General features: G+C 65.0%; 22 protein-coding genes. 15 read left to right on the top strand and 7 right to left on the bottom strand.

The window, feature by feature from the left end; all coding sequences use genetic code 11:
* Positions 1 to 21: 21 nt before the first annotated feature.
* From G7007_RS04300 to pdeM, 6 genes are all read left to right on the top strand, one after another.
* Positions 22 to 2,463: a penicillin acylase family protein gene (locus G7007_RS04300; RefSeq protein WP_181099238.1), complete on the top strand. Its 2,442-nt coding sequence runs from the start codon at positions 22 to 24 to the stop codon at positions 2,461 to 2,463.
* Positions 2,464 to 2,611: 148 nt separating this feature from the next.
* Positions 2,612 to 3,631 (top strand): ligase-associated DNA damage response exonuclease, encoded by a 1,020-nt coding sequence (locus tag G7007_RS04295; protein ID WP_181099236.1) that lies wholly within the window; start codon positions 2,612 to 2,614, stop codon positions 3,629 to 3,631.
* The gene (locus tag G7007_RS04290; RefSeq protein ID WP_181099234.1) at positions 3,628 to 5,286 is read left to right on the top strand and encodes an ATP-dependent DNA ligase; all 1,659 of its coding nucleotides are present in this window, start codon (positions 3,628 to 3,630) and stop codon (positions 5,284 to 5,286) included. The genes G7007_RS04295 and G7007_RS04290 overlap by 4 nt, the downstream gene beginning before the upstream one ends.
* A 93-nt stretch (positions 5,287 to 5,379) precedes the next feature.
* Positions 5,380 to 6,495 (top strand): M14 family metallopeptidase, encoded by a 1,116-nt coding sequence (locus G7007_RS04285; RefSeq protein ID WP_181099232.1) that lies wholly within the window; start codon positions 5,380 to 5,382, stop codon positions 6,493 to 6,495.
* Between the two features lie 64 nt (positions 6,496 to 6,559).
* Complete coding sequence (locus G7007_RS04280) at positions 6,560 to 9,013, top strand: ligase-associated DNA damage response DEXH box helicase (protein ID WP_181099230.1); 2,454 nt, start codon at positions 6,560 to 6,562, stop codon at positions 9,011 to 9,013.
* A complete protein-coding gene (gene pdeM, locus G7007_RS04275; RefSeq protein ID WP_181099228.1) occupies positions 9,010 to 9,666 on the top strand; it encodes a ligase-associated DNA damage response endonuclease PdeM in 657 nt (218 codons plus the stop codon). The genes G7007_RS04280 and pdeM overlap by 4 nt, the downstream gene beginning before the upstream one ends.
* A 1-nt stretch (position 9,667) precedes the next feature.
* Here pdeM and G7007_RS04270 read toward each other — a convergent pair whose 3' ends face one another.
* The gene (locus G7007_RS04270) at positions 9,668 to 9,889 is read right to left on the bottom strand and encodes a hypothetical protein (protein WP_181099226.1); all 222 of its coding nucleotides are present in this window, start codon (positions 9,887 to 9,889) and stop codon (positions 9,668 to 9,670) included.
* 99 nt (positions 9,890 to 9,988) lie between these two features.
* On the bottom strand, positions 9,989 to 10,555 hold the full coding sequence (gene dcd / locus G7007_RS04265) for a dCTP deaminase (RefSeq protein WP_060394744.1): 567 nt from the start codon (positions 10,553 to 10,555) through the stop codon (positions 9,989 to 9,991).
* Between the two features lie 324 nt (positions 10,556 to 10,879).
* Between dcd and G7007_RS04260 the strand changes: the two genes are divergently transcribed.
* The gene (locus G7007_RS04260) at positions 10,880 to 11,089 is read left to right on the top strand and encodes a cold-shock protein (RefSeq protein ID WP_016488765.1); all 210 of its coding nucleotides are present in this window, start codon (positions 10,880 to 10,882) and stop codon (positions 11,087 to 11,089) included.
* Between the two features lie 103 nt (positions 11,090 to 11,192).
* Here the strand turns inward: G7007_RS04260 and apbC are convergent, their stop codons facing one another.
* On the bottom strand, positions 11,193 to 12,287 hold the full coding sequence (apbC, locus tag G7007_RS04255) for an iron-sulfur cluster carrier protein ApbC (protein WP_181099224.1): 1,095 nt from the start codon (positions 12,285 to 12,287) through the stop codon (positions 11,193 to 11,195).
* Positions 12,288 to 12,445: 158 nt separating this feature from the next.
* Between apbC and metG the strand changes: the two genes are divergently transcribed.
* The 3 genes from metG (at position 12,446) to G7007_RS04240 (ending at position 15,541) form a co-directional block, all read left to right on the top strand.
* Positions 12,446 to 14,494 (top strand): methionine--tRNA ligase, encoded by a 2,049-nt coding sequence (gene metG, locus G7007_RS04250; protein WP_181099222.1) that lies wholly within the window; start codon positions 12,446 to 12,448, stop codon positions 14,492 to 14,494.
* A 127-nt stretch (positions 14,495 to 14,621) separates the two neighbouring features.
* Complete coding sequence (gene nth, locus G7007_RS04245; protein ID WP_181099212.1) at positions 14,622 to 15,260, top strand: endonuclease III; 639 nt, start codon at positions 14,622 to 14,624, stop codon at positions 15,258 to 15,260.
* A gap of 101 nt (positions 15,261 to 15,361) precedes the next feature.
* Positions 15,362 to 15,541 carry a PA3496 family putative envelope integrity protein gene (locus G7007_RS04240; protein ID WP_181099210.1) on the top strand — a complete coding sequence of 60 codons (180 nt, stop codon included), beginning with the start codon at positions 15,362 to 15,364 and terminating at the stop codon, positions 15,539 to 15,541.
* 30 nt (positions 15,542 to 15,571) lie between these two features.
* Here the strand turns inward: G7007_RS04240 and G7007_RS04235 are convergent, their stop codons facing one another.
* Complete coding sequence (locus G7007_RS04235; RefSeq protein WP_181099208.1) at positions 15,572 to 16,198, bottom strand: response regulator transcription factor; 627 nt, start codon at positions 16,196 to 16,198, stop codon at positions 15,572 to 15,574.
* A gap of 386 nt (positions 16,199 to 16,584) precedes the next feature.
* Here G7007_RS04235 and G7007_RS04230 point away from each other — a divergent pair, with 386 nt between their 5' ends.
* Complete coding sequence (locus G7007_RS04230) at positions 16,585 to 17,049, top strand: hypothetical protein (RefSeq protein ID WP_258198445.1); 465 nt, start codon at positions 16,585 to 16,587, stop codon at positions 17,047 to 17,049.
* Between the two features lie 114 nt (positions 17,050 to 17,163).
* Here G7007_RS04230 and G7007_RS04225 read toward each other — a convergent pair whose 3' ends face one another.
* Both G7007_RS04225 and G7007_RS04220 read right to left on the bottom strand, forming a co-directional pair.
* Positions 17,164 to 18,381, bottom strand: coding sequence for an argininosuccinate synthase (locus G7007_RS04225; RefSeq protein WP_181099206.1), 1,218 nt, complete (start codon positions 18,379 to 18,381; stop codon positions 17,164 to 17,166).
* Positions 18,382 to 18,510: 129 nt separating this feature from the next.
* Positions 18,511 to 19,512, bottom strand: a complete 1,002-nt coding sequence (locus tag G7007_RS04220; protein ID WP_181099204.1) for a flagellar protein MotY — start codon at positions 19,510 to 19,512, stop codon at positions 18,511 to 18,513.
* Between the two features lie 130 nt (positions 19,513 to 19,642).
* On the opposite strand from G7007_RS04220, the gene pyrC reads away from it, so the two are divergent.
* The gene (gene pyrC, locus G7007_RS04215; RefSeq protein ID WP_181099202.1) at positions 19,643 to 20,689 is read left to right on the top strand and encodes a dihydroorotase; all 1,047 of its coding nucleotides are present in this window, start codon (positions 19,643 to 19,645) and stop codon (positions 20,687 to 20,689) included.
* Positions 20,686 to 21,357, top strand: coding sequence for a ribonuclease T (gene rnt, locus G7007_RS04210; RefSeq protein WP_181099200.1), 672 nt, complete (start codon positions 20,686 to 20,688; stop codon positions 21,355 to 21,357). Before pyrC ends, rnt begins: the two co-directional genes overlap by 4 nt.
* A 109-nt stretch (positions 21,358 to 21,466) precedes the next feature.
* On the opposite strand, the gene G7007_RS04205 is transcribed toward rnt, so the two are convergent.
* Entirely contained in the window at positions 21,467 to 22,069 is a 603-nt protein-coding gene (locus G7007_RS04205; RefSeq protein WP_181099198.1) for a peroxiredoxin, read from the bottom strand.
* 209 nt (positions 22,070 to 22,278) lie between these two features.
* On the opposite strand from G7007_RS04205, the gene G7007_RS04200 reads away from it, so the two are divergent.
* The gene (locus G7007_RS04200) at positions 22,279 to 22,500 is read left to right on the top strand and encodes a bacterioferritin-associated ferredoxin (RefSeq protein WP_181099196.1); all 222 of its coding nucleotides are present in this window, start codon (positions 22,279 to 22,281) and stop codon (positions 22,498 to 22,500) included.
* Positions 22,501 to 22,697: 197 nt separating this feature from the next.
* A complete protein-coding gene (bfr, locus tag G7007_RS04195; RefSeq protein ID WP_181099194.1) occupies positions 22,698 to 23,171 on the top strand; it encodes a bacterioferritin in 474 nt (157 codons plus the stop codon).
* The last annotated feature ends 43 nt before the right edge of the window (positions 23,172 to 23,214 follow it).

Below are 23,214 nucleotides of genomic sequence, written 5' to 3'. Positions count from 1 at the left end.
TTCTTTCCCAGGAGCCTGGCCATGGCCGTCCTTCGTTTTCCTTCCTCGCGCCCACGCCTGCGTGCGGCGGCGATGCTGTGCGGCGTGCTCGGCCTGGCCGGCTGTCAGACAGTTTCCCAGCAGTCCACCTTGCCTCCGAGCGCAGGTGTACAGCCGCTCAAGGGCCTGGCCCAGAACGTCTCGGTGCGGCGCAATCCGCAGGGCATGCCGTTGATCGAGAGCAGCACGTTCCACGACGCGCTGTTCAGCCTCGGCTACCTGCATGCCGTCGACCGCATCGAGCAGATGGTCACCTTGCGCCTGCTGGCGCAGGGCCGGTTGGCCGAGCTGGAAGGGCCGCAGGCGCTGAACACCGACCGCTTGATGCGCGCCGCCAACCTGCGGCGCAGCGCCGACCAGCTGTACGCCGATGCCTCCCCACGCCTGAAGCGCTTCTTCGAGGTCTATGCCCGGGGCGTCAACGCCTACCTGTTCCGCTTCCGTGACGCCCTGCCGGGTACGCTGGCCAAGGCCAGTTACCGGCCCGCCTACTGGAAGCCCGAAGACTCGGCCCTGCTGTTCAGCCTGTACGCCTTCAGTCAGTCGGTGAACCTGCAGGAGGAGCTCGCCGGCCTGACCCTCGCACAAAAGGTCGGCGTCGACCGCCTGGCCTGGCTGCTGCCCAGCGCCGCCGACGAGCCGTTGCCCGACACCGAGGCGGCCAAGCTCCAGGGTCTGGACCTGACCCACGGGTTACCAGGGCTCGGTGCGCTGAATGCCGCCAGTCAGCGCCTGGCGGCCTTCGACTTGCTGGGCAGCCCCGGCTCGGCCAGCTGGGTGCTGGGGCCACAGCGCAGCCAGAGCGGCCGCAGTCTGCTCGCCAGCGACAGCCGTGCGGCCTGGGCGTTGTCCCCGGTGCAGATCCACACGGGCAAGTACCAGGCTGCCGGCTTGACCCTGCCTGGGCTGCCGCTGATCCTGGCCGGCTTCAACGGCAAACTGGCCTGGAGCAGCAGCGCGGTGATGGCCGACAACCAGGACCTCTACCTGGAAAAACTGCGGCGCCAGGGCAACCTGCTGACCTACCTGGCCGACGGTACGTGGCAGCCCGCACGCGGGCGCACCGAAACCTTCCAGGTCCGCGGCCAGCGTCCGCAGCGCGAGGTCATGTACGAAACGCGCCACGGCACGCTGCTCGGACAACCGGGTAACGAGGCCTTGGGCCTGGCCTTGCAACTGCCGACGCTGCAGGGCGATCGCAGCCTGGATGCGCTGTTCGACCTGACCCGCGCCAGCACCCTGGAGCGGGCGTCCGACAGCGCACGTGCCATTGGCGCCGCCGCGCTCAACCTGGTCTTCGCCGATGCCCAGCACATCGGCTGGCAGGTCACCGGTCGCTACCCGAACCGGCGCGACGGGCAAGGCCTGCTGCCCTCGCCAGGCTGGGACGGACGCTACGACTGGGATGGCTACGCCGACCCGATGCTGCACCCCTACGACCAGGACCCGGCCCGTGGCTGGATCGGCCACGCCAACCAGCGCAGCCTGGCACGCGGCTATGGCATGCAGTTGTCCAACACCTGGGACTACCCCGAGCGTGCCGAACGTCTGGCGCAACTGATCGGTACCGGGCGTCACGACGTGCGCAGCCTGGCGGCCATGCAGAACGATCAGCTCACGCCCCTGGCCGGCAAGCTCAAGCAGATGCTCGACGCGCCTGGCATGGCCTCGGCGCTGCCACGGGCCATCGACGCCCTGCCGGCGGCGCAACGCGACCTGGCCCGTCAGGCCCTGGCTCGCCTGAAGGCCTTCGACGGTCGCCTGAGCGCCCAGTCGGCGGACGCGGCCCTGTATGCGCTGTTCTTGCACCAGGTCGCGCGGCAGACGTTCCTCGACGAGCTGGGCCCGGAGTCGAGCGAGGCCTGGCAGACCTTCGTCGCCAACGCGCGCCTGTCCTACTCGGCCCAGGCCGACCATCTGCTGGGGCGTGACGACAGCCCGTTCTGGGACGACCGTTCGACCCCGCAGCACGAAGACAAACCGACCCTCCTGGCACGCAGCCTGGCGGCCGCGATGGAGGCCGGCCGGGCGCAGCTGGGCAACGATCCGCGCACCTGGCAATGGGGCCGCCTGCATGCCTACCGCTGGCCGATGTCGACCTGGCAGGGGTTGGGCGATGGCGTGGCGCGCCCCTCGCGCGCTGCCGGTGGCGACTTCAGCACCCTGGCGCTCACGCCCTACGCCTGGGGCCGCGATTTCGACACGCAGTTGCCACCGTCGGCACGCCTGATCGTCGATTTCGGCCAGGCCGAGCCGCTGCGCGTGCTGACCAGTACCGCCCCGTCCGGCCATCCGGCCAGCGCCCACGCGAATGACAACCTCCAGGACTGGTTCGCAGGCCGCTTCACCACCCTGCCGCTGCAGCCGCAGCACTTCACCCAAGGGTATGGCACCCAGCGCCTGAGCCTGGTCCCCGAGCGCTAGCCACGACCGGGTCGGGGCCCGACGCAGGTCAGTGTCCCCACCCGCTGTCAACGCGCCCGGTCACTCGCGACCGGGCCACCCCAATCCCCTCGAACTCCCCGGCAGAGCGTGACTCCTACTTTGTAACTCCCCTGCCAGTGGCCTGCCCATGGACCTCGTCATCGCCCGCCCCGAAGGGCTGTACTGCCCGCCCGGTGATTTCTACATCGATCCGTGGCGCCCGGTGGAACGCGCGGTCATCACCCATGGCCATGGCGATCACTCGCGGCCCGGCAACACCCATTACCTGACCGCCGAGCCTGGCGCCGGCGTGCTGCGCAGTCGACTGGGCGAGGACATTCGCTTGCAGACCCTGCCCTATGGAGAGCGCCTCGACCACCACGGCGTGACGCTGAGCTTCCATCCGGCCGGACACGTGCTGGGCTCGGCCCAGGTACGCCTGGAGTACCAGGGCGAAGTCTGGGTGGCCTCGGGCGACTACAAGGTCGAGCCGGACGGTACCTGTACCCCGTTCGAACCGGTGCGCTGCCATACCTTCATCACCGAATCGACCTTTGGGTTGCCCATCTACCGCTGGCCGTCCCAGGCCGAGGTGTTCGCCGAGATCAACGCCTGGTGGCGTACCAACCGCGAACAGGGCAAGGCCAGCGTGCTGTTCAGCTACGCCTTCGGCAAGGCCCAGCGCATCCTCCACGGGCTCGACGCCGGGATTGGCCCGATCCTGGTGCACGGCGCCGTCGAACCGCTCAACCGGGTGTACCGCGAGGCCGGCGTGGCCTTGCCGCCGACGGTGTACGCCGGCGACGTACCGCGCAATGACCCGATGATGCGCGAGGCCTTGATCATGGCACCGCCCTCGGCCTCGGGCAGCAGCTGGATGAAACGCTTCGGCGACTACAGTGACGCCTTCGCCAGTGGCTGGATGCTGTTGCGCGGGACCCGTCGGCGGCGCGGCGTGGACCGGGGCTTCGTGCTGTCCGACCACGCCGACTGGCCGGGGCTGCTGTGGGCCATCGAGCAGACCGGCGCGGAGCGGGTGATGGTCACCCACGGCTCGGTCGGCGTGCTGGTGCGTTACCTCAACGAACTGGGGCTCGACGCACGGGCATTCGTCACCGAATACGGCGATGAGGACGACGCCCAGGCCACGGCGGAGGCATCGGCATGAAGGCCTTCGCCGAGCTCTACCTGCGCTTGGACGCCACCACCTCGAGCAACGCCAAGCTGCGTGCGTTGCAGGACTATTTTGCCGAGGCGGCGCCCCATGAAGCGGCCTGGGCCGTGTACTTCCTGGCCGGCGGCCGTCCCCGGCAGTTGGTGCCCACACGCCTGTTGCGCGAACTGACCATCGAGCTGACAGGCTTGCCCGACTGGCTGTTCGAGGAAAGCTACCAGTCGGTGGGCGACCTGGCCGAGGCCATTTCGCTGCTGTTGCCCCCGTCCGAGCAGACCAGTGACGAGGATCTGGCACAGTGGGTCGAGGTGCACCTGCTACCCCTGCGCGGCCAGGCGCCCGAGCAGATCAAGGAGCAATTGCCCGCGCTGTGGGCACGCCTGGACCGGCCCAGCCTGATGCTCTGCCTCAAGCTGATCACCGGCAGCTTCCGGGTCGGGGTGTCGAAGCTGCTGGTCACCCGCGCCCTCGCGCAACTGGCCGGACTGGACGCCAAGCGCGTCGCCCAGCGTCTGGTCGGCTACACCGACCTCTCGCATCGGCCGACGGCGGCCAGCTATCAGACGCTGATCGCGCCGGAGTCGGCCGATGAGCATGCCCAGCGCGGTGGACAGCCCTACCCGTTCTTCCTGGCCCATGCCCTGCAAGCGCCCACCGAGCAGTTCGACGCGCTGCTCGGGCCGACCGGCGACTGGCAGGCGGAATGGAAGTGGGACGGCATTCGTGCCCAGGTGGTCAGGCGCGACGGGCAGTTGTGGATCTGGTCACGGGGCGAGGAGCTGGTCACCGACCGTTTCCCGGAGCTGCACAGCCTGGTCGACAGTCTGCCGGACGGGGTCGTGCTCGATGGCGAGATCCTGGTCTGGAAGGCGCCCGACGCCGGGCAGGAAGCGACGGTTCAGCCTTTCGCCCTGCTGCAACAGCGACTGGGGCGCAAGACCTTGGGCAAGAAACTGTTGGCCGATGTCCCGGTGGTGCTGCAAGCCTACGACCTGCTCGAATGGGAAGGGGAAGATTGGCGCACGCGCCCTCAGCATGCACGGCGCGCCCAGCTCGAACGCCTGGTCGAGACTCACCCCTCGGCCCCGGTGCTGCTCTCGCCGCTGCTCACGGGCAAGGACTGGGCCGATCTTGCCGAACAGCGCGAGCAATCGCGGGCCCTGGGCGTCGAAGGGCTGATGCTCAAACAGCGCGAGGCGTTGTATGGCGTCGGGCGCACCAAGGACATGGGCCTGTGGTGGAAGTGGAAGATCGACCCGTTCAGCGTGGACGCCGTGCTGATCTACGCACAACGAGGCCACGGGCGCCGCGCCAGCCTGTACAGCGACTACACCTTTGCTGTCTGGGACGGTCCGCCCGGCGCGCCGGACCGCACCTTGGTGCCATTCGCCAAGGCCTATTCGGGCCTGACCGATGCCGAGATGCGCCAGGTCGACGCCATCGTGCGCAAGACCACCGTCGACACCTTCGGGCCGGTGCGCAGCGTGACGCCGACCCTGGTGTTCGAACTGGGGTTCGAAGGCATCGCCCTGTCCAAGCGTCACAAGAGCGGTATCGCCGTGCGCTTTCCACGCATGCTGCGCTGGCGTCACGACAAACCGGTGGACGAGGCCGATGACCTGGCGACCCTGCAGGACCTGCTGGCCTGAACGGATGGGGCGATCATGTGCTGCGCGCGCCCGTGACCTGTGATTGTATAGGCCTGTGACAGCGCCTTTTTCTCTCGCCGATCCAGGAGTCCCATGCGACACGTGATCCATGACCTGTTCGGGCCCACGCCCGGCAGCGTCCGTCAACTGCACAGCTTCCACTATGGCCCGCGCACCGGCGGCAAGGTCTACATCCAGGCTTCGCTGCACGCCGACGAGCTGCCGGGCATGCTGGTGGCCTGGCACTTGAAGCGCCGGCTGGCCGCCCTCGACGCCGAAGGCCGGCTGCTGCATGAAATCGTGCTGGTGCCGGTGGCCAATCCGGCGGGTCTGGAGCAGGTCGTGCTCGATGCGCCGCTGGGGCGTTTCGAGCTGCACAGTGGCGAGAACTTCAACCGTCATTTCGTCGATCTCTCCGACACGATCGGCGATCAGGTCGAAGGCCTGCTCGGCCAGGACCCGGAGCTGAACCAGGAGCTGATCCGCGATCATCTGCGCCGCAACCTGCAGGCCCATCCGGCCCATACGCCCTTGCAGGCCCAGCGCCTGATCTTGCAGCGCCTGGCCTGCGACGCCGACCTGATCCTCGACCTGCACTGCGACTTCGAGGCGGTCGAGCACCTCTACACCACGCCCGACGCCTGGCCCCAGGTCGAGCCCCTGGCCGGCTACCTGGGCGCCCAGGCCAGCCTGTTGGCCACCGACTCGGGCGGTCAGTCGTTCGATGAGTGTTTCAGCCTGCTGTGGCTGCAGCTCCAGCAACGGTTCGCCAGACGCTTCCCGATGCCTGCGGGCAGCGTCTCGGTGACCCTCGAGTTGCGCGGACAGGCCGATGTCAGTCATGGGCTGGCCGAACGGGACTGCCAGGCGATTCTCGACTACCTGACGTTCAGGGGCGCCATTGCGGGTCAGGCGCCGCCCCCGCCGGCCCTGCTGTATCCGGCGACGCCCTTGGCAGCTGTCGAGCTGCTGGTGGCGCCACACGGTGGCGTGCTGGTCTTCCAGGCCGAGCCAGGGCAGTACCTAGAGGCCGGCCAGGTGGTTGCCGAGGTCATCGATCCGCTCACCGACCACGTCACCCCCGTGCCCACCCAGCAGGCCGGGCTGCTCTACGCGCGCAGCGGTCGACGCCTGGCGACCCACGGCATGGCCATCGCCCATGTGGCTGGCGAGCGCGTCTGCCGCTCAGGCTATTTGCTGGCGCCCTGAGCGAGTAAAACCAACCGGGCCTAGCGGCGGTCTGTAGAGCACACCCTCCAGAACGGTCCGCCGCATGCCGCCAGCTTCCGACCTCGCCAGTCAATGGTTCAGCGCCCAGGGCTGGAAGCCCTTTGCCTTCCAGCGCAGCGTCTGGGCCGCCGTCTCGCGAGGCGAGTCCGGGCTGTTGCATGCCAACACCGGCGCGGGCAAGACCTATGCGGTGTGGTTCGCCGCGCTGCGCGCGTTTCGCGTGCCCAAAGCCCGTCAGCCGGCGCCGATCCAGGTGCTCTGGATCACCCCGATGCGTGCCCTGGCGGCGGACACGGCCAAGGCCCTGCAAGCGCCCCTGGCCGACCTGGAACTGGACTGGAGCGTCGGCGTGCGCAGCGGCGACACCGGCGCGGCCGAGCGTGCGCGTCAGGCCCGCCGCCTGCCCAGCGTGCTGATCACCACCCCCGAGAGCCTGACCCTGCTGCTCACCCGCGAACATGCCGAGGAAGAATTCAAGACCTTGCGCATGGTAGTGGTCGATGAGTGGCACGAATTGCTCGGCAGCAAGCGCGGCGTGCAGTTGCAACTGGCGCTGGCTCGGCTACGACGCTGGCGTCCAGACCTGGTGACCTGGGGGCTGTCGGCCACGCTGGGCAACCTCGAACACGCCCGTGACGTGCTGTTGCCCGAGGGCGGCGCGCTGGTCAAGGGCCGCCAGGACAAACGCATCGAGGTCGACAGCCTGCTGCCACCGGCCCTCGAGCGCTTTCCGTGGGCCGGTCAGATGGGCCTGAAGATGCTGGGTCAGGTCCGCGACGAAATCGAGGCCAGTGTCAGCTGCCTGGTCTTCACCAACACTCGTGCACAGGCCGAACTCTGGTACCAAGCGCTGCTCGATGCACGCCCCGACTGGGTCGGCCTGATCGCGCTGCACCATTCATCGCTGGCCCGTGCGACCCGCGACTGGGTCGAGCGCAGCCTGAAGGAAGGCGCGCTGAAGGCGGTGATCTGTACCTCGAGTCTCGATCTGGGCGTGGACTTCCTGCCCGTGGAGCGGGTACTGCAGATCGGTTCGCCCAAGGGCGTGGCGCGGCTGCTGCAACGGGCCGGGCGTTCCGGCCATGCGCCGGGACGTGCCTCGCGCATTACCTTGGTGCCGACCCATAGCATGGAGCTGGTCGAGGCAGCTGCGGTGCGTCAGGCGCTCGCGGCCGGCCATATCGAGGCACGGCAATCGCCACGCCTGTGCATGGATGTGCTGGTGCAGCACCTGGTGAGCATGGCCTTGGGCAGTGGCTTCGTTCCCGACCAATTGCTGGCCGAGGTGCGCAGCACCTGGGCGTTCAAGGACCTGCGCGACAGTCAGTGGGCCTGGGCGCTGGCCTTCGTGCGCAATGGCGGCGATTCGCTGAGCGCCTACCCCGACTATCAACGGGTGGAGGTTCACCCCGACGGTGTCTGGCGCGTGGCCAGCCAACGCCTGGCGCGTCGGCATCGGATGGGCATCGGCACCATCGTCAGCGAAGCGCAGTTGCAGCTCAAGTTCTGGAGCAAGGGCAGCGGTGGGCGCTCGCTGGGCAGCGTCGAGGAAGGCTTCATCTCGCGGCTGCGTCCTGGCGACACGTTGGTGTTCGGCGGGCGCATTCTCGAGCTGGTACGGGTCGAGAACATGACCGCCTACGTGCGCCGCAGCACCCAGCGCAAGGCAGCGGTGGCGCGCTGGAGCGGTTCGCGGCTGCCGCTGTCCAGCGAGTTGGCCGAGGCCATGGTGGATCAGCTGGACACGGCCAGCCGGGGGCGCTTTACCGGGCCGGAAATGCGCGCGGTACGCCCGCTGCTGGACATCCAGGCGCACTGGTCCGCTCTACCCGCGCGCGACACGCTGCTGGTCGAGACCCTCGATTCGCGGCAAGGCTCGCACCTGTTCGTCTACCCGTTCGCCGGGCGCATGGCGAACCTTGGCCTGGCCAACCTGATCGCCTGGCGGATCAGCCAGACCCAGCCGCTGAGCATCTCCATCGCCGTGAACGACTACGGCTTCGAACTGCTCAGCCCCAGCCACGTCGCCTGGGCCGACCTGCTGCCGGCGGCAATGAAAGCAGACGGGCTGCTGGAAGATGTTCTGCACAGCCTGAACGCGGGTGAAATGGCGCTACGGCGCTTTCGCGAGATCGCCCGGATTTCCGGCCTGGTGTTCGGCGGTTATCCGGCCGCGCAGAAGAGCATGCGACAGATACAAGCCTCCAGTGGCCTGTTCTACGAAGTCTTCCGCAAGCACGATGCCGATAACCTGCTGCTGGGGCAGGCCCGCGACGAAGTCCTGCGCGAGGAACTTGAAATCGAACGGCTGCAGCGCCAACTGGTGCGTATCAACCAGTTGCGCCTGGACGTGCATGCGCTGGCGCGTCCGGGCCCCTTGGCCTTTGCCCTGATCGTCGAGGGCCTGCGCGAAACCATGACCAGCGAGAAGCTCGCCGACCGTATCGCGCGCATGGTCGCCGATCTGGAAAAAGCCGCCGGAGGCCCTTGGCCGTGAGTGAGCACCACGTCATCGAACATCGAGGGGAAACGTTGTGGTTGCTGGTGGACAAGGCGCTGTATTGGCCTCGGGAGAAAACCCTGCTGATCGCCGACCTGCACCTGGGCAAGGCCGCCAGCTACCGGGCTCTGCACCAGCCAGTGCCGCGCGGCACCACCGAGTTGAACCTGTCGCGCCTGGACGCCTTGCTGGCTGCGCACGACTGCGAACGCCTGGTCGTGCTCGGCGACTTCCTGCATGCCAAGACGGCGCGCTCGCCTGCCGTCATGGCACGGCTGGAGGCCTGGCGCGCGCGTCATCCTGCCTTGGACATCGTACTGATCCGCGGCAACCACGACCAGCATGCCGGCGATCCGCCTGCCAGCCTAGGCATGCAGGTGGTCGACGAGCCCTGGTTGCTGGGGCCCTTCGCCCTGCGCCATGAGCCCGAGCCGCACCCGACCCATGCCGTACTGGCAGGGCACGTGCATCCGGTCTACGTGTTGCGCGGACGTGGTCGGCAACGGTTACGCCTGCCCTGCTATGTCGTAGAGGACGGGGTTAGCCTGCTGCCGGCCTTCGGGGAGTTCACAGGCGGCTGGGAGGTCACGCCCACCGGGGCCGCTAGGGTCTACCTGACGGGCGGCGAGCGGGTCTGGGCCGTGCCGTGACTCACGCCTGCGGCGCGGGTGGAGGCTCGTCAGGCACGGTCGGTACACCTGCGGGCTCCGTATCCGGCTCGGTCGGTTGAGGGAAATCGGGATCAGGTTGTCCGGGCATGCCGCCGGCCTGCAAAGGAGAACGCGGCTGGGCCAGCAGTGACCATGCCAACAGCCCGATCTGGTTGGGCTGCAGCACGGCCAGCTTTGCATTGATGACGGGGTCTAGTTTCATAGGGGACTCCTGGCGAGCGCCCGGCCCTCTTGATGAGTGCCGGGACTGTTCACTGGTTTGGAGCCTCGATCGGCAAACTAATTCCCGCGCTTCGTCGGCTCAGGTGCGTGGCAGGGTGACACCACGCTGGCCCTGGTACTTGCCACCGCGGTCCTTGTACGAGACTTCGCAAGCTTCGTCCGATTCGAGGAACAGCATCTGCGCCACGCCCTCGTTGGCGTAGATCTTGGCCGGCAAGGTGGTGGTGTTGGAGAATTCCAGGGTGACGTGGCCCTCCCACTCCGGCTCGAGCGGCGTCACGTTGACGATGATGCCGCAGCGAGCGTAGGTGCTCTTGCCCAGGCAGATGGTCAGCACGTTGCGCGGAATGCGGAAGTACTCGACGGTGCGGGCCAGGGCGAAGGAGTTGGGCGGAATGATGCAGACATCGCTCTTGATGTCGACGAAGCTGCCGGCGTCGAAGTTCTTCGGGTCGACGGTCGCCGAATTGATGTTGGTGAACACCTTGAATTCGTCGGCGCAGCGCACGTCGTAGCCGTAGCTCGAGACGCCGAAGGAGATGACCCGGCTGTCCTGCTCGCCGCGCACCTGGCGCTCGACGAACGGTTCGATCATGCCGTGTTCCTGCGCCATGCGGCGAATCCACTTGTCCGATTTGATGCTCATGGCCGGTGTCCTGAAAGTGCGATGTGAAAAACCTGGACGCATCTTACCGGTCCGGGCGCCAGCGGCAAAGTTTCCCGCCGCAATCCCGCGCCATCCGTGACGTGCGGCTGCCATCGATCCGAATTCCAACAAAGGGGGCATTGACCATTGGCAGGCCGCGCAAAGTGGGGTAAGGTGACGCCACTGTGCTGCACGTGACACCGAGAATCTCTGTTTGATGCACGATTACCATCGGCCCATCGCTGAATTTTCCTGCTCTTTGCACTCAGTCCCGGCCGGGGCGTTTCCCGCGCCGAAATCAACTTTGTCCAAGGAGACAGACACATGTCCAATCGCCAATCCGGTACCGTCAAGTGGTTCAACGATGAGAAGGGCTACGGCTTCATCACCCCTCAGTCGGGTGACGACCTGTTCGTACACTTCAAGGCCATCCAGGCTGACGGCTTCAAAACCCTGAAAGAAGGCCAGGCTGTTACTTTCGTCGCTACCCGCGGCCAGAAAGGCATGCAGGCTGAAGAAGTGCAGATCGCCTAAGTCGATCTCGCTTTGGAAAAAACCCGCCAATGGCGGGTTTTTTCATGCCTGTACGAAAGAGGCAGGCATCGCCGACCGGTCGGGTCGACGGTGCCCGCCTGGCTCAGGCGTCGGTGATGGTGATGCTCGGCATCGCGGCCGAGGCCGCCTCTTCGAGGACGATACGCGCGCCGACTTGCCGCGCCAGCTCTTGGTAGACCAGGGCGATCTGGCCGTCAGGGTCGGCGACGACCGTAGGCTGGCCGTTGTCAGCCTGCTCGCGAATGGTCATCGACAGCGGCAACGAGGCCAGCAGTTCGACGCCATAACGAGCGGCGAGCTTTTCACCGCCCCCCTCGCCGAACAGGTGCTCGGCATGCCCGCAGTTCGAGCACACGTGCACGGCCATGTTCTCGACCACCCCCAGGACCGGAATGTTGACCTTGCGGAACATCTCCACGCCCTTGCGCGCATCCAGCAACGCCAGGTCCTGGGGCGTGGTGACGATCACCGAGCCGGCGACCGGGACTTTCTGCGCCAGGGTCAGCTGGATGTCGCCGGTGCCTGGCGGCATGTCGATCACCAGGTAGTCCAGATCGTCCCAGGCCGTCTGCGTGACCAGCTGCAGCAAGGCACCGGAGACCATCGGCCCACGCCAGACCATCGGGGTGTTGTCATCGGTCAGGAATGCCATCGACATGACGTCCACGCCGTGGGCCCTGATCGGCACGAACCACTTCTGTTCGCGTATCTGCGGCCGTGTGCCTTCGGGGATGCCGAACATGATGCCCTGACTGGGTCCGTAGATGTCCGCATCGAGGATACCGACCCGCGCACCCTCGCGCGCCAAGGCCAGGGCCAGGTTGGCGGCGGTGGTGGACTTGCCGACACCGCCCTTGCCCGACGCCACGGCGATGACGTTCTTCACGTTGGCCAGGCCCGGCACCTGCGCCTGGGCCTTGTGTGGCGCGATCACGCTGTCGACGGTCACACGTGCAGCCTCGACGCCGTCGAGGCCTTCGAGCGCGGTACGCAGCACCTGCGCCCAACCGTTCACGAACAGACCGGCGGCATAGCCGATGCGCAACCGCACGTCGACCTGATCGCCCTGCACCTCGATGTGCTCGACGCACCCGGCCGTGACGGGGTCCTGGTTCAGGTAAGGATCGGTGTACTGGCGAAGGACGGCTTCGACGGCGGCGCGTGTGACGGCACTCATGGGATCTCCCGTGGCGGAACTGACGTGGTGGACGAGTGCCTATGCTAACCCGTCAACCCTCGACAGTTACGCCAATGGGGTGAAATATCTTCGCCGGCGCTTTATAGTGGCCGATCATCTTCACGTCATCACGCCGTCAAACAAGTAGCCGAGCCACCATGTCCGAGCCACGCCAGATTCTCGTTACCAGCGCCCTGCCCTATGCCAATGGCTCCATCCACCTTGGCCACATGCTGGAATACATCCAGACGGACATGTGGGTTCGCTTCCAGAAGCTGCGCGGCCACCAGTGCGTCTACGTCTGCGCGGACGATGCGCACGGCTCGGCCATCATGCTGCGTGCCGAGAAGGAAGGCGTCACGCCCGAGCAGTTGATCGCGGCGGTGCAGGCCGAGCACAGCGCCGACTTCGCCGACTTTCTGGTGAACTTCGACAACTTCCACTCGACCCACAGCGAAGAGAACCGCGCGCTGTCCGCCGAGATCTACCGACGCCTGCGCGACGCCGGGCACATCGCCAGCCGTGCGGTCACGCAGTACTTCGACCCGGAAAAAGGCATGTTCCTGGCCGACCGCTTCATCAAGGGCACCTGCCCCAAGTGCGCGGCCGAAGACCAGTACGGCGACAACTGCGAGAAATGCGGCGCGACCTATTCGCCGACCGAGCTGAAAGACCCGCGCTCGGCCATCTCAGGCGCCACGCCCGTGCTGCGTGATTCCAAGCATTTCTTCTTCAAGCTGCCGGACTTCCAGACCATGCTGCAAGGCTGGACCCGCAGCGGCACCCTGCAGGAGCCGGTGGCCAACAAGATCGCCGAATGGCTCGATGCAGGCCTGCAGGAATGGGACATCTCGCGCGACGCGCCGTACTTCGGCTTCGAGATCCCCGATGAGCCGGGCAAGTATTTCTACGTCTGGCTGGATGCGCCGATCGGCTACATGGCCAGCTTCAAGAACCTCTGCGCACGACGTCCCGAGCTGGACTTCGATGCGTTCTGGCACAAGGATTCCACCGCCGAGCTGTACCACTTCATCGGCAAGGACATCGTCAACTTCCACGCCCTGTTCTGGCCGGCCATGCTCGAAGGCGCCGGTCTGCGCAAGCCGACCGCGATCAACGTGCACGGCTACCTGACGGTCAACGGCGCGAAGATGTCGAAGTCCCGCGGCACCTTCATCAAGGCCCGCACCTACCTCGATCACCTGTCGCCGGAGTACCTGCGCTACTACTACGCGTCCAAGCTGGGCCGTGGCGTGGACGATCTGGACCTCAACCTTGAGGACTTCGTGCAGAAGGTCAATTCCGACCTGGTCGGCAAGGTGGTCAACATCGCCAGCCGCTGCGCCGGTTTCATCCACAAGGGCAACCAGGGCGTGCTGGTGGCGGGTGACGCCGAGCCTGCGCTGACCGACGCCTTCCTGGCCGCCGCCCCCGGCATTGCCGAGGCTTACGAGGCACGCGACTTCGCCCGCGCCATGCGCGAGATCATGGCCCTGGCCGACCGCGCCAATGCCTGGATCGCCGACAAGGCGCCCTGGTCGCTGGCCAAGCAGGACGGCAAGCAGGACGAGGTCCAGGCCATCTGCGCGCAGGGCATCAATCTGTTCCGCAGCCTGGTGATCTTCCTCAAGCCGGTGCTGCCACTGCTGGCCGCCGAGGCCGAGACGTTCCTGAACGTGCCACCGCTACGCTGGGAGGATCATGCCACGCGCCTGGAGAATCATCGCCTGGAAGCCTTCAAGCCGTTGATGAGTCGAATCGAACCGGCCAAGATCGAGGCCATCGTCACGGCCAGCCAGCAGGACCTGGTCGCGTCCAATGCGAGCGAGCCGCAGGTGCCGGCCGGCAATGGCGAATTGACCAAGGAGCCATTGGCCGACCAGATCGAGTTCGACGCATTCGCGGCCGTCGACCTGCGCGTGGCCCTCATCGTCAAGGCCGAGGCCGTGGACGGTGCCGACAAGCTGCTGCGGCTGACGCTCGATATCGGTGATGAACGACGCAACGTGTTCTCGGGCATCAAGTCGGCTTACCCTGACCCTGCGCAACTGGAAGGCCGCCTGACGATGATGGTCGCCAACCTCAAGCCTCGCAAGATGCGTTTCGGCGTGTCCGAAGGCATGGTCATGGCGGCCGGCCCTGGTGGCGAAGAGATCTACCTGCTCAGCCCGGACAGCGGCGCCAAGCCAGGCCAGCGTATCAAGTGATCGCTTGCGCTCCGGTACGCCGGAGCGGCTCAGCAACGAGGCCCGTCAGCGGCGGACCGGTGCCTGTGGTTTCAGGCACCTGAAGCGCAGGCCCGGGCCGATGTCGGCGCCTGGAGACCTTACGAGTATGAATGCTGCCAAACGCCTGGAAATCTTCCGTCGGCTGCACGAAGACAATCCCGAACCCAGGACGGAGCTGGCCTATGCCACGCCGTTCGAGCTGCTGATCGCCGTCATCCTGTCTGCTCAGGCTACCGATGTCGGCGTCAACAAGGCCACGGCACGCCTGTTTCCCGTGGCCAACACGCCCGAAGCGATCCATGCGCTGGGCGTCGAGGGCCTGAGCGATTACATCAAGACCATCGGCTTGTACAACGCCAAGGCACGCAACGTCATCGAGACCTGTCGTCTGCTGCTCGAGCGTCATGGCGGTCAGGTGCCCGACGAGCGCGAAGCGCTGGAAGCGCTGCCAGGGGTGGGACGCAAGACTGCCAACGTGGTACTCAACACCGCGTTCAGGCAACTGACCATGGCGGTGGACACGCATATCTTTCGCGTCAGCAACCGCACGAACATCGCGCCTGGGAAAAACGTTCTGGAGGTCGAGCACAAGCTGCTGAAATTCGTGCCGCACGATTACCTGCTGGACGCTCACCATTGGTTGATCCTGCATGGCCGGTACGTCTGTCAGGCGCGCAAGCCACGCTGTGGCAGTTGCCGTATCGAAGACCTGTGCGAATACAAGGCCAAGACCTCGGACGATTGAGTCGATTTGAAAAACCACTCGCTTCGATTGAAAAAATCTTTTTTACGGGTTTCACGAATCCCGTTATAAGGTCGCCCATGGCTCTAGGCTTGGAGTGACACATGGGTAGTGAAAAAGAAGACCTCGTTCTGGACGATGATTTCGGTAGCAGCGCTGAAGACGACACAGAGCAGGCGCCGGTAAGCCTCAAGGCCGACCTGAGCAAGCGTCGCACCATCGACAACCTGCTGGAAGAGCGCCGGTTGAAACGCCAATTGTCCGAATACGATTACGACCTCTAGCGAGTGCCTGAACCGGCCATGGCCTGGCCGTCACGTCAGGCCGTGACGATTGGCAAGCTCGATCAGGTCGACCAGCGAACGGGCATTGAGCTTGTGCAGCAACCGGGTCTTGTAGGTGCTGACGGTCTTGTTGCTGAGGAACATGCTGTCGGCGATCTCTTTGTTGCTACGCCCCTTGGCCAGTTGCTGCAGCACCATCATCTCCCGACCGGACAGACGCTCGACCATCTCGGTTTCGGTCCCCCCATTGAGTACGCAGCGCGCCTTGTGCAATGCCTGGTTCGGGAAGTAGCTATAACCGGAGAGCACCGCCTTGATGGCACTGAGCAGCTCGGTCAGTTCCTGTTGCTTGCAGACGTAGCCCGCAGCGCCCGCCTGCATGCAGCGCATCGAGAAGTGCCCCGGCGCCTGAGAGGTGAGTACCAGCACCCGGGTATTGGGGTTGCACATGGCAAGGCGCGTGATGACTTCGAGGCCATCGAGCTTGGGAATACCGATGTCCAGGATCACGATGTCAGGACGGTGCTCCTTCGCCAATTGCAATGCATCCACGCCGTTGTCCGTTTCCGCTACCACATCGTAGCCATGCCGCTCCATCAACATACGCACTGCCAGCCGGATGACCGGATGGTCATCTACGATCAACACTTTATTCATGCGTTATCCAACTTTCCGTTGTTCTAGTTTTGAAGCGCCACAATAACCGAGACCGCCATGAAATTGCGTGTCGCCTCCCTGCTCATTCGATGGCAAAGATAAGACTTACATCAACTAGCGAAACTTCCTACATCTAGAAAAAATCTGATTCATATAGGGTGCTCAAGATAAACGCATCTCGAATGCCACCTTACCAAACCAATAGAAGAACCCAGCGTAGGGAACGTCGGCTTCACGAGCAGACAAAGACATCGGATCGATGGGAAATTGCACACCCTCAAGATCGTTCGCCTCAGCAAGACTTCCTGCTGAAGAAGCACCTCGCATCCGATGCAACGTGTGGGCCGTGACACCTCCACGTGCACTGTCCTGACAGGCGGCTCGCCATGAATGAAATGCAACCGATCAATCCGCTTACCGTGATCGCAATCTTCGCAGGCGTCATCGAAGCCTCTGCACTCGCGTCATTGCCTTTTCTGAGCGAGCGCAGCCAGATCGTCTACACCTGGTTCCTGGTAGGCTTTCCCTTTTTCCTGACTCTGCTGTTCTTCCTGACGCTCAACTTCAACTACAGGTCGCTGTATGTGCCTGCCGAGCCCGCCAAGCCGGACGCACCAGCCCGCACGCGCACGCCGAATGACGACTCCAGCGCCAGTGCCGATACACAAACCTTGGTGATTTCAGGACCGCAGGCGAAGCACGCGATCGAGCAGCACGTGGTACGTGTGGTCACCACCACGCCAGCCGTGCACTGCAAATGGATCATCTACGACATGGAGCACCACGCCTGCGTGCGCCTGGCGGTGGAGCCCCTGTCGACCCGACAGGCGATACCCGGTCCGATGACATGACGCCAGTGCAGAACGGGAGGCGCCATGATGCGTTCGTCGGGCCAGAACGGACCGACGGGAGGGCCCGCCCCGTACCTGGACGTCGCCGTCAGGCACAAGGCGGGATCGACGCCTTCAGAGCAAGGAGCGACCTTTGTTGGCCGCGATGCGCATGCGCAGGGCATTGAGTTTGATGAAGCCGGCGGCGTCGGCCTGGTTGTAGGCACCCCCGTCCTCTTCGAACGTCGCGATGTTGGCATCGAACAGCGAATCGTCGGACTTGCGGCCCACGACCACGATGTTGCCCTTGTACAGCTTCAGGCGCACCACGCCATTGACGCTGGCCTGAGAGGCATCGATCATCTGCTGGAGCATCAGGCGCTCCGGGCTCCACCAGTAGCCGGTGTAGATCAGGCTGGCGTACTTGGGCATCAGCTCGTCTTTCAGATGAGCCACTTCGCGGTCCAGGGTGATCGACTCGATGGCGCGGTGCGCCTTGAGCATGATGCTGCCGCCCGGGGTTTCGTAGCAGCCACGCGACTTCATGCCGACGTAGCGGTTCTCGACGATGTCCAGGCGCCCGATGCCATTCGCGCCGCCGATGCGGTTGAGCTCGGCCAGCACGGTGGCCGGGCTCATCTCGACGCCGTCGATGGCCACGATGTCGCCATTGCGGTAGGTCAGCTCGAGGTAGGTCGCCTGGTCGGGCGCGTTCTCGGGCGAGACGCTCCAGCGCCACATGTCCTCTTCGTGCTCGGTCCAGGTGTCTTCCAGCACCCCGCCCTCATAGGAGATGTGCAGCAGGTTGGCATCCATCGAGTAAGGCGACTTCTTCTTGCCGTGACGCTCGATCGGAATGCCGTGCTTCTCGGCATAGTCCATCAGCTTCTCGCGGGACAGCAGGTCCCACTCGCGCCACGGCGCGATGACCTTGACGCCGGGCTTGAGCGCATAGGCACCCAGCTCGAAACGGACCTGATCGTTGCCCTTGCCGGTAGCACCATGGGAAATGGCATCGGCGCCGGTTTCGTTGGCGATTTCGATCAGGCGCTTGGCGATCAGCGGACGGGCGATGGAGGTACCGAGCAGGTACTCACCCTCGTAGACGGTGTTGGCACGGAACATCGGGAAGACGAAATCACGCACGAATTCTTCGCGCAGGTCGTCGATGTAGATTTCCTTGACACCCATCGCCTGCGCCTTGGCGCGTGCAGGCTCGACTTCCTCGCCCTGACCCAGGTCGGCGGTGAAGGTCACCACTTCGCAGTCATAGGTGTCTTGCAGCCACTTGAGAATCACCGAAGTATCGAGGCCGCCGGAATACGCCAGTACGACCTTTTTTACGTCCGCCATGCCATCACTCCACGGGGTTGTGCGAAAAGCCCACGATTCTACCGGGCTTGGCACGAGATTTACAGTGGGGCGACAGCTTGTGACGGCCAAGCGACACGCGCCGGTGAGCGAGGGGGCCTATTCCCTGGCTTAAGGCTTGGCGGGCGTCGGCGCAGGCGTCGCGACGTTCGAGGTCGTCGGGGCTGGCGCCGCCGGTGCAGACGCCGCCGGTGCCTGGCTGGCGGCAGAAGCCGCCGGCGCGGCGGGCTCACTGGCCGGTGCGGGTGATTCGAGCGCCGCACCCCGCTCCAGCTGAATGCTGACGCGCCGGTTGCGGGCCCGGTTGGACGCATTGTTGTTGCGCACCAGCGGGTAGCGCTCGCCATGGAAGCGGACGGTGATCTGTGCGTCGGTGAAACCATGGGCCTTGAAGTAGTCCGCCACGGCCAAGGCACGCCGTCGGGACAGCTCGCGGTTGGTCAGGCGGTTGCCACTGTTGTCGGAATGGCCATCGAGCTCGATGCGGTTGACGGTCGGATCGGCCTTCATGTAATCGAGCAGCACGTCCAGGCGTGCCTTGGCGGCGGCATCCAGGTCCGTGCCGTCACGGGCCGGGAAGCCGACCTGGGTCTGGCGGATCTGGTCGTAGTTCATCGGCAGCAGACGGCTGGCGCACACCTGGTAGTCCGTGTAGGCCTTGGCGAAGCTGACGGGCAGTACCCGCACGTCCATCGTCCGGCCGCCTTCCCCGGCGCGGTTACGCACCACCGCGCTGCGCCCGTCGAGCAAACCATTGATCAGGCGGCTGGCCTGCCCCTGGGAAGAACTGAACAGCACGCCTGTACGCCCCAGGCGCACGCTGCCCAGGTCGATGTCGGCACGCCCTGGCTGCCAGGGCGCCGCAGCGGCCAGCAAGGTCGCCGGCCCGGCCCCCAAGGCATTGGCGGACGAGCGCAGCTGGAACGTCGCGGCCTCGCCTGCACGGCGCACGAATTCACCGCTGCCGAAGCCCTCCACGGGCTGGACCAGCCGACACTCGAAGACATCGCCCTCGACCTTCCAGGCGACGTTCTCCATGCGTGTCTGGAACGTCAGCGCCATCGCCGGCAGGCTGGCAAACATACTGAACAAGGCAAGGTAACGCTGGCGCACGGCGGGCTCCACGGATGATCACGGCTCACGTCAGCGTATCGGTCGCTGCGCGGCAAACTTGATAGCCCGTGCCCGAGAAGGGCTTTTCCGGTAGCATTGCGCCTTGAGTTCGACCCGCCTGGAATCCCCAATGTCCGATCGCCTGACCCTTCTGCGTCCCGATGACTGGCATATTCACCTGCGCGATGGCGCGGTGTTGCCGCATACCGTCGGCGACGTGGCGCGTACCTTCGCCCGCGCCATCATCATGCCCAACCTGGTCCCGCCCGTGCGCACCGCTTCCGAGGCCAGCGCCTACCGTGAGCGCATCCTGGCGGCCCGACCGACCGGCAGCCGCTTCGAGCCGCTGATGGTGCTGTACCTCACCGACCGGACCACCGCGCAGGACATCGCCGAGGCCAAGGCCAGCGGCCTGGTGTACGCCGCCAAGCTGTACCCGGCCGGCGCGACCACCAATTCCGATTCCGGCGTCACGCGCATCGACAACATTTTCCCGGCGCTGGAGGCACTGGCCGAGGCCGGCCTGCCTCTGCTGGTGCACGGCGAGGTGACGCGCGCGGAGATCGACGTGTTCGACCGTGAGAAGCGTTTCATCGACGAGCACCTGCGCGGCGTGGTCGAACGCTTCCCGACCCTCAAGGTGGTCTTCGAGCACATCACCACCGCCGATGCCGCGCAGTTCGTCACCGAAGCGCCCGATAACGTCGGTGCGACCATCACCGCGCAGCACCTGCTGTACAACCGCAACCACATGCTGGTGGGCGGTATCCGTCCACACTTCTACTGCCTGCCGATCCTCAAGCGCAACACGCACCAGGAAGCATTGCTCGACGCCGCCACCCGCGGCAACCGCAAGTTCTTCCTGGGCACCGATTCGGCGCCCCATGCGCGTCACGCCAAGGAATCGGCCTGCGGCTGTGCAGGCTGCTACACCGCCTATGCGGCGATCGAACTGTACGCCGAAGCTTTCGAAAGCCGTAACGCACTGGACAAGCTGGAAGGCTTCGCCAGCCTGCATGGCCCGGCGTTCTACGGCCTGCCGGCCAACACCGACACCATCACCCTGGTCCGCGAGGCCTGGACCGCGCCCGAGAGCCTGCCTTTCGGCGAGCAGACGGTGATACCGCTACGCGCCGGCGAAACGCTGCGCTGGCGCCTGCTGGAGGACCACGCGTGAGCGACGATCTGTACGACGACGACCAGGACGGTCAATCGGCCACCCTGCGCCACCCCATGGCCGAACGTTTCCGCGGTTACCTGCCGGTGGTCGTGGACGTCGAAACGGGTGGCTTCAACAGCGCTACCGACGCCCTGCTGGAGATCGCCGCGGTCACCATCGGCATGGACGAGAAGGGCTTCCTGTTCCCGGAGCACACCTACTTCCATCGGGTCGAGCCGTTCGCCGGCGCCAACATCGAGCAGGCTGCCCTGGAGTTCACCGGCATCAAGCTCGATCATCCGCTGCGCATGGCCGTCAGCGAGGAAACCGCGCTGACCGACATCTTCCGCGGCGTGCGCAAGGCCTTGAAGGCCAACGGCTGCAAGCGCGCCATCCTGGTCGGCCACAACAGCAGCTTCGACCTGGGCTTCCTCAACGCCGCCGTGGCGCGAGGCGACCTCAAGCGCAACCCGTTCCACCCGTTCTCCAGCTTCGACACGGCGACCCTGGCCGGCCTGGCCTACGGTCAGACGGTGCTGGCGCGGGCGTGCCAGAGCGCCGACATCGACTTCGATGGCCGCGAGGCCCACTCGGCCCGTTACGACACGGAGAAGACCGCCGAGCTGTTCTGCGCCATCGTCAACCGCTGGAAGGACATGGGCGGCTGGCGTCACTTCGACGACTGAACGCCCCTGACAGCGCAAGGCCGTCCAGGCATGCACCTGGACGGCCTCGAACGCCAGCTCGCCACCGCTGGCCGTCATCGACCGGATCGATTACGAACTGGCCCGACGCTTACAGCTTGCCGGCGTTCTCGCTCAGGTACGCCGCAACGCCTTCAGGCGAGGCCGTCATGCCCTTGTCGCCTTTCTTCCAGTTGGCAGGGCAGACTTCACCGTGCTCTTCGTGGAACTGCAGGGCATCGACCAGGCGCAGCAGCTCGTCCATGTTACGGCCCAGTGGCAGGTCGTTGACGAGCTGCGAGCGCACCAGGCCGTTCTGGTCGATCAGGAATGCGCCACGGAAGGCCACGCCGCCCTCGGACTCGACGTCGTAGGCCTTGCAGATCTCGTGGGAGATGTCAGCTGCCAGGGTGTACCTGACCTGGCCGATCCCGCCCTTCTCGACCGGCGTGTTGCGCCAGGCATTGTGGGTGAAGTGGGAGTCGATGGAGACGCCGATCACTTCCACGCCACGCGCCTGGAAATCAGGCATACGGTTGTCTAGGGCGATCAGCTCCGACGGGCAGACGAAGGTGAAGTCCAGCGGGTAGAAGAAGACCAGGCCGTACTTGCCCTTGATGGCCGAAGCCAGGTTGAAGCTATCGACGATCTCGCCATTGCCCAGCACGGCAGCGACGGTGAAATCCGGGGCTTGTTTACCAACGAGTACGCTCATTCTCATCTCCTGACAGGTAGGCGTCATGCGCGGCCCGCGCAGGCAGGCTGCGCAGTCCGCAAGGGGCGCCCATCATACATGGCATCCCGTGGCAGGCCGACCCTGACCGCCGGTCAGGACACGCGAACGCCGTGCTTCCGTGTTTTGACAAGCATTCTCATTAGCATTACTCTCTTGACCATCCAGCCGCCACTGACGATGGGCCGACTATGTACGTGTGTCTTTGTGTAGGTGTCACCGACGGACAGATCCGCGACGCGATCTATGAAGGATGCTGCAGCTACAAGGAGGTCCGGGCCGCCACGAACGTGGGTACCCAGTGCGGCAAGTGCGCGTGCCTGGCCAAGGAGGTGGTCCGTGATACCCTCGCCGATCTGCAGGTCGGCCAACAGGCCGCCTTGCCCTACCCGGTGGAATTTACCGCTGCGTGAAACGCCGATTTTCAGAGAACCAGGCCCTGGCCTGGTTTTTTTATGCCTTCAATTCAAACAGTTAGTCGTCAGACGCAGTTTTGAAACATTCGTATTCTTATTGATTTTCATAGTGTATTCAATTACTTAAGTTTGACACCTGCTCGGCACCGTCGCACACTTCGCGCATTGCACTTATTGAATGGCAGGCACCCGACATGAAAGGCGACATCAGCGTCATCCAGCACCTCAACAAAATTCTCGGAAACGAGCTGGTCGCGATCAACCAATACTTCCTGCATGCGCGCATGTATGAAGACTGGGGCCTGCATGCGATTGGCAAGCACGAATACAAAGCCTCGATCCATGCGATGAAATACGCCGACACCCTGATCAAGCGCATCCTGTTTCTCGAAGGCATTCCCAACGTGCAGGACCTGGGCAAGCTGCTGATCGGCGAGCATACCCGCGAGATGATCGAGTGCGATCTGCGTGTCGAACAGAAAGGCTTGCTCGACCTCAAGGCCGCCATTGCCCACTGCGAGACGGCAGGCGATTTCGGTAGCCGGGATCAGCTCGAAGACATTCTCGAAGGCAAGGAAGAACAGATCGACTGGCTGGAAACTCAACTGGGGCTGATCGACAAGATCAGTATCGAGAACTACATGCAGTCGCAGATGGGCGAAGAGTAAGCCCTCCACGGCGTCATGCTCGCCCTCGACGCGCCGCCCAGGG

Origin of the sequence: Pseudomonas entomophila (assembly GCF_013523125.1) — a bacterium.
In the GTDB taxonomy this organism is placed as follows: domain Bacteria; phylum Pseudomonadota; class Gammaproteobacteria; order Pseudomonadales; family Pseudomonadaceae; genus Aquipseudomonas; species Aquipseudomonas entomophila_B.
Note: the sequence above shows the minus strand (reverse complement) of the source record. Positions and strands in the feature narration are given on the sequence as shown.

Bases quoted from the DNA above. Each gene is read 5' to 3' on its own strand.
- G7007_RS04260 (WP_016488765.1), top strand. From the start codon at position 10,880: ATGTCCAATCGCCAATCCGGTACCGTCAAGTGGTTCAACGATGAGAAG.
- G7007_RS04295 (WP_181099236.1), top strand. From the start codon at position 2,612: ATGGACCTCGTCATCGCCCGCCCCGAAGGGCTGTACTGCCCGCCCGGT.
- G7007_RS04300 (WP_181099238.1), top strand. From the start codon at position 22: ATGGCCGTCCTTCGTTTTCCTTCCTCGCGCCCACGCCTGCGTGCGGCG.
- G7007_RS04285 (WP_181099232.1), top strand. From the start codon at position 5,380: ATGCGACACGTGATCCATGACCTGTTCGGGCCCACGCCCGGCAGCGTC.
- G7007_RS04230 (WP_258198445.1), top strand. From the start codon at position 16,585: ATGAATGAAATGCAACCGATCAATCCGCTTACCGTGATCGCAATCTTC.
- G7007_RS04235 (WP_181099208.1), bottom strand. From the start codon at position 16,198: ATGAATAAAGTGTTGATCGTAGATGACCATCCGGTCATCCGGCTGGCA.
- apbC (WP_181099224.1), bottom strand. From the start codon at position 12,287: ATGAGTGCCGTCACACGCGCCGCCGTCGAAGCCGTCCTTCGCCAGTAC.
- G7007_RS04290 (WP_181099234.1), top strand. From the start codon at position 3,628: ATGAAGGCCTTCGCCGAGCTCTACCTGCGCTTGGACGCCACCACCTCG.
- bfr (WP_181099194.1), top strand. From the start codon at position 22,698: ATGAAAGGCGACATCAGCGTCATCCAGCACCTCAACAAAATTCTCGGA.
- dcd (WP_060394744.1), bottom strand. From the start codon at position 10,555: ATGAGCATCAAATCGGACAAGTGGATTCGCCGCATGGCGCAGGAACAC.
- G7007_RS04205 (WP_181099198.1), bottom strand. From the start codon at position 22,069: ATGAGCGTACTCGTTGGTAAACAAGCCCCGGATTTCACCGTCGCTGCC.
- pyrC (WP_181099202.1), top strand. From the start codon at position 19,643: ATGTCCGATCGCCTGACCCTTCTGCGTCCCGATGACTGGCATATTCAC.
- metG (WP_181099222.1), top strand. From the start codon at position 12,446: ATGTCCGAGCCACGCCAGATTCTCGTTACCAGCGCCCTGCCCTATGCC.
- G7007_RS04200 (WP_181099196.1), top strand. From the start codon at position 22,279: ATGTACGTGTGTCTTTGTGTAGGTGTCACCGACGGACAGATCCGCGAC.
- nth (WP_181099212.1), top strand. From the start codon at position 14,622: ATGAATGCTGCCAAACGCCTGGAAATCTTCCGTCGGCTGCACGAAGAC.
- G7007_RS04270 (WP_181099226.1), bottom strand. From the start codon at position 9,889: ATGAAACTAGACCCCGTCATCAATGCAAAGCTGGCCGTGCTGCAGCCC.
- G7007_RS04240 (WP_181099210.1), top strand. From the start codon at position 15,362: ATGGGTAGTGAAAAAGAAGACCTCGTTCTGGACGATGATTTCGGTAGC.
- G7007_RS04225 (WP_181099206.1), bottom strand. From the start codon at position 18,381: ATGGCGGACGTAAAAAAGGTCGTACTGGCGTATTCCGGCGGCCTCGAT.
- G7007_RS04280 (WP_181099230.1), top strand. From the start codon at position 6,560: ATGCCGCCAGCTTCCGACCTCGCCAGTCAATGGTTCAGCGCCCAGGGC.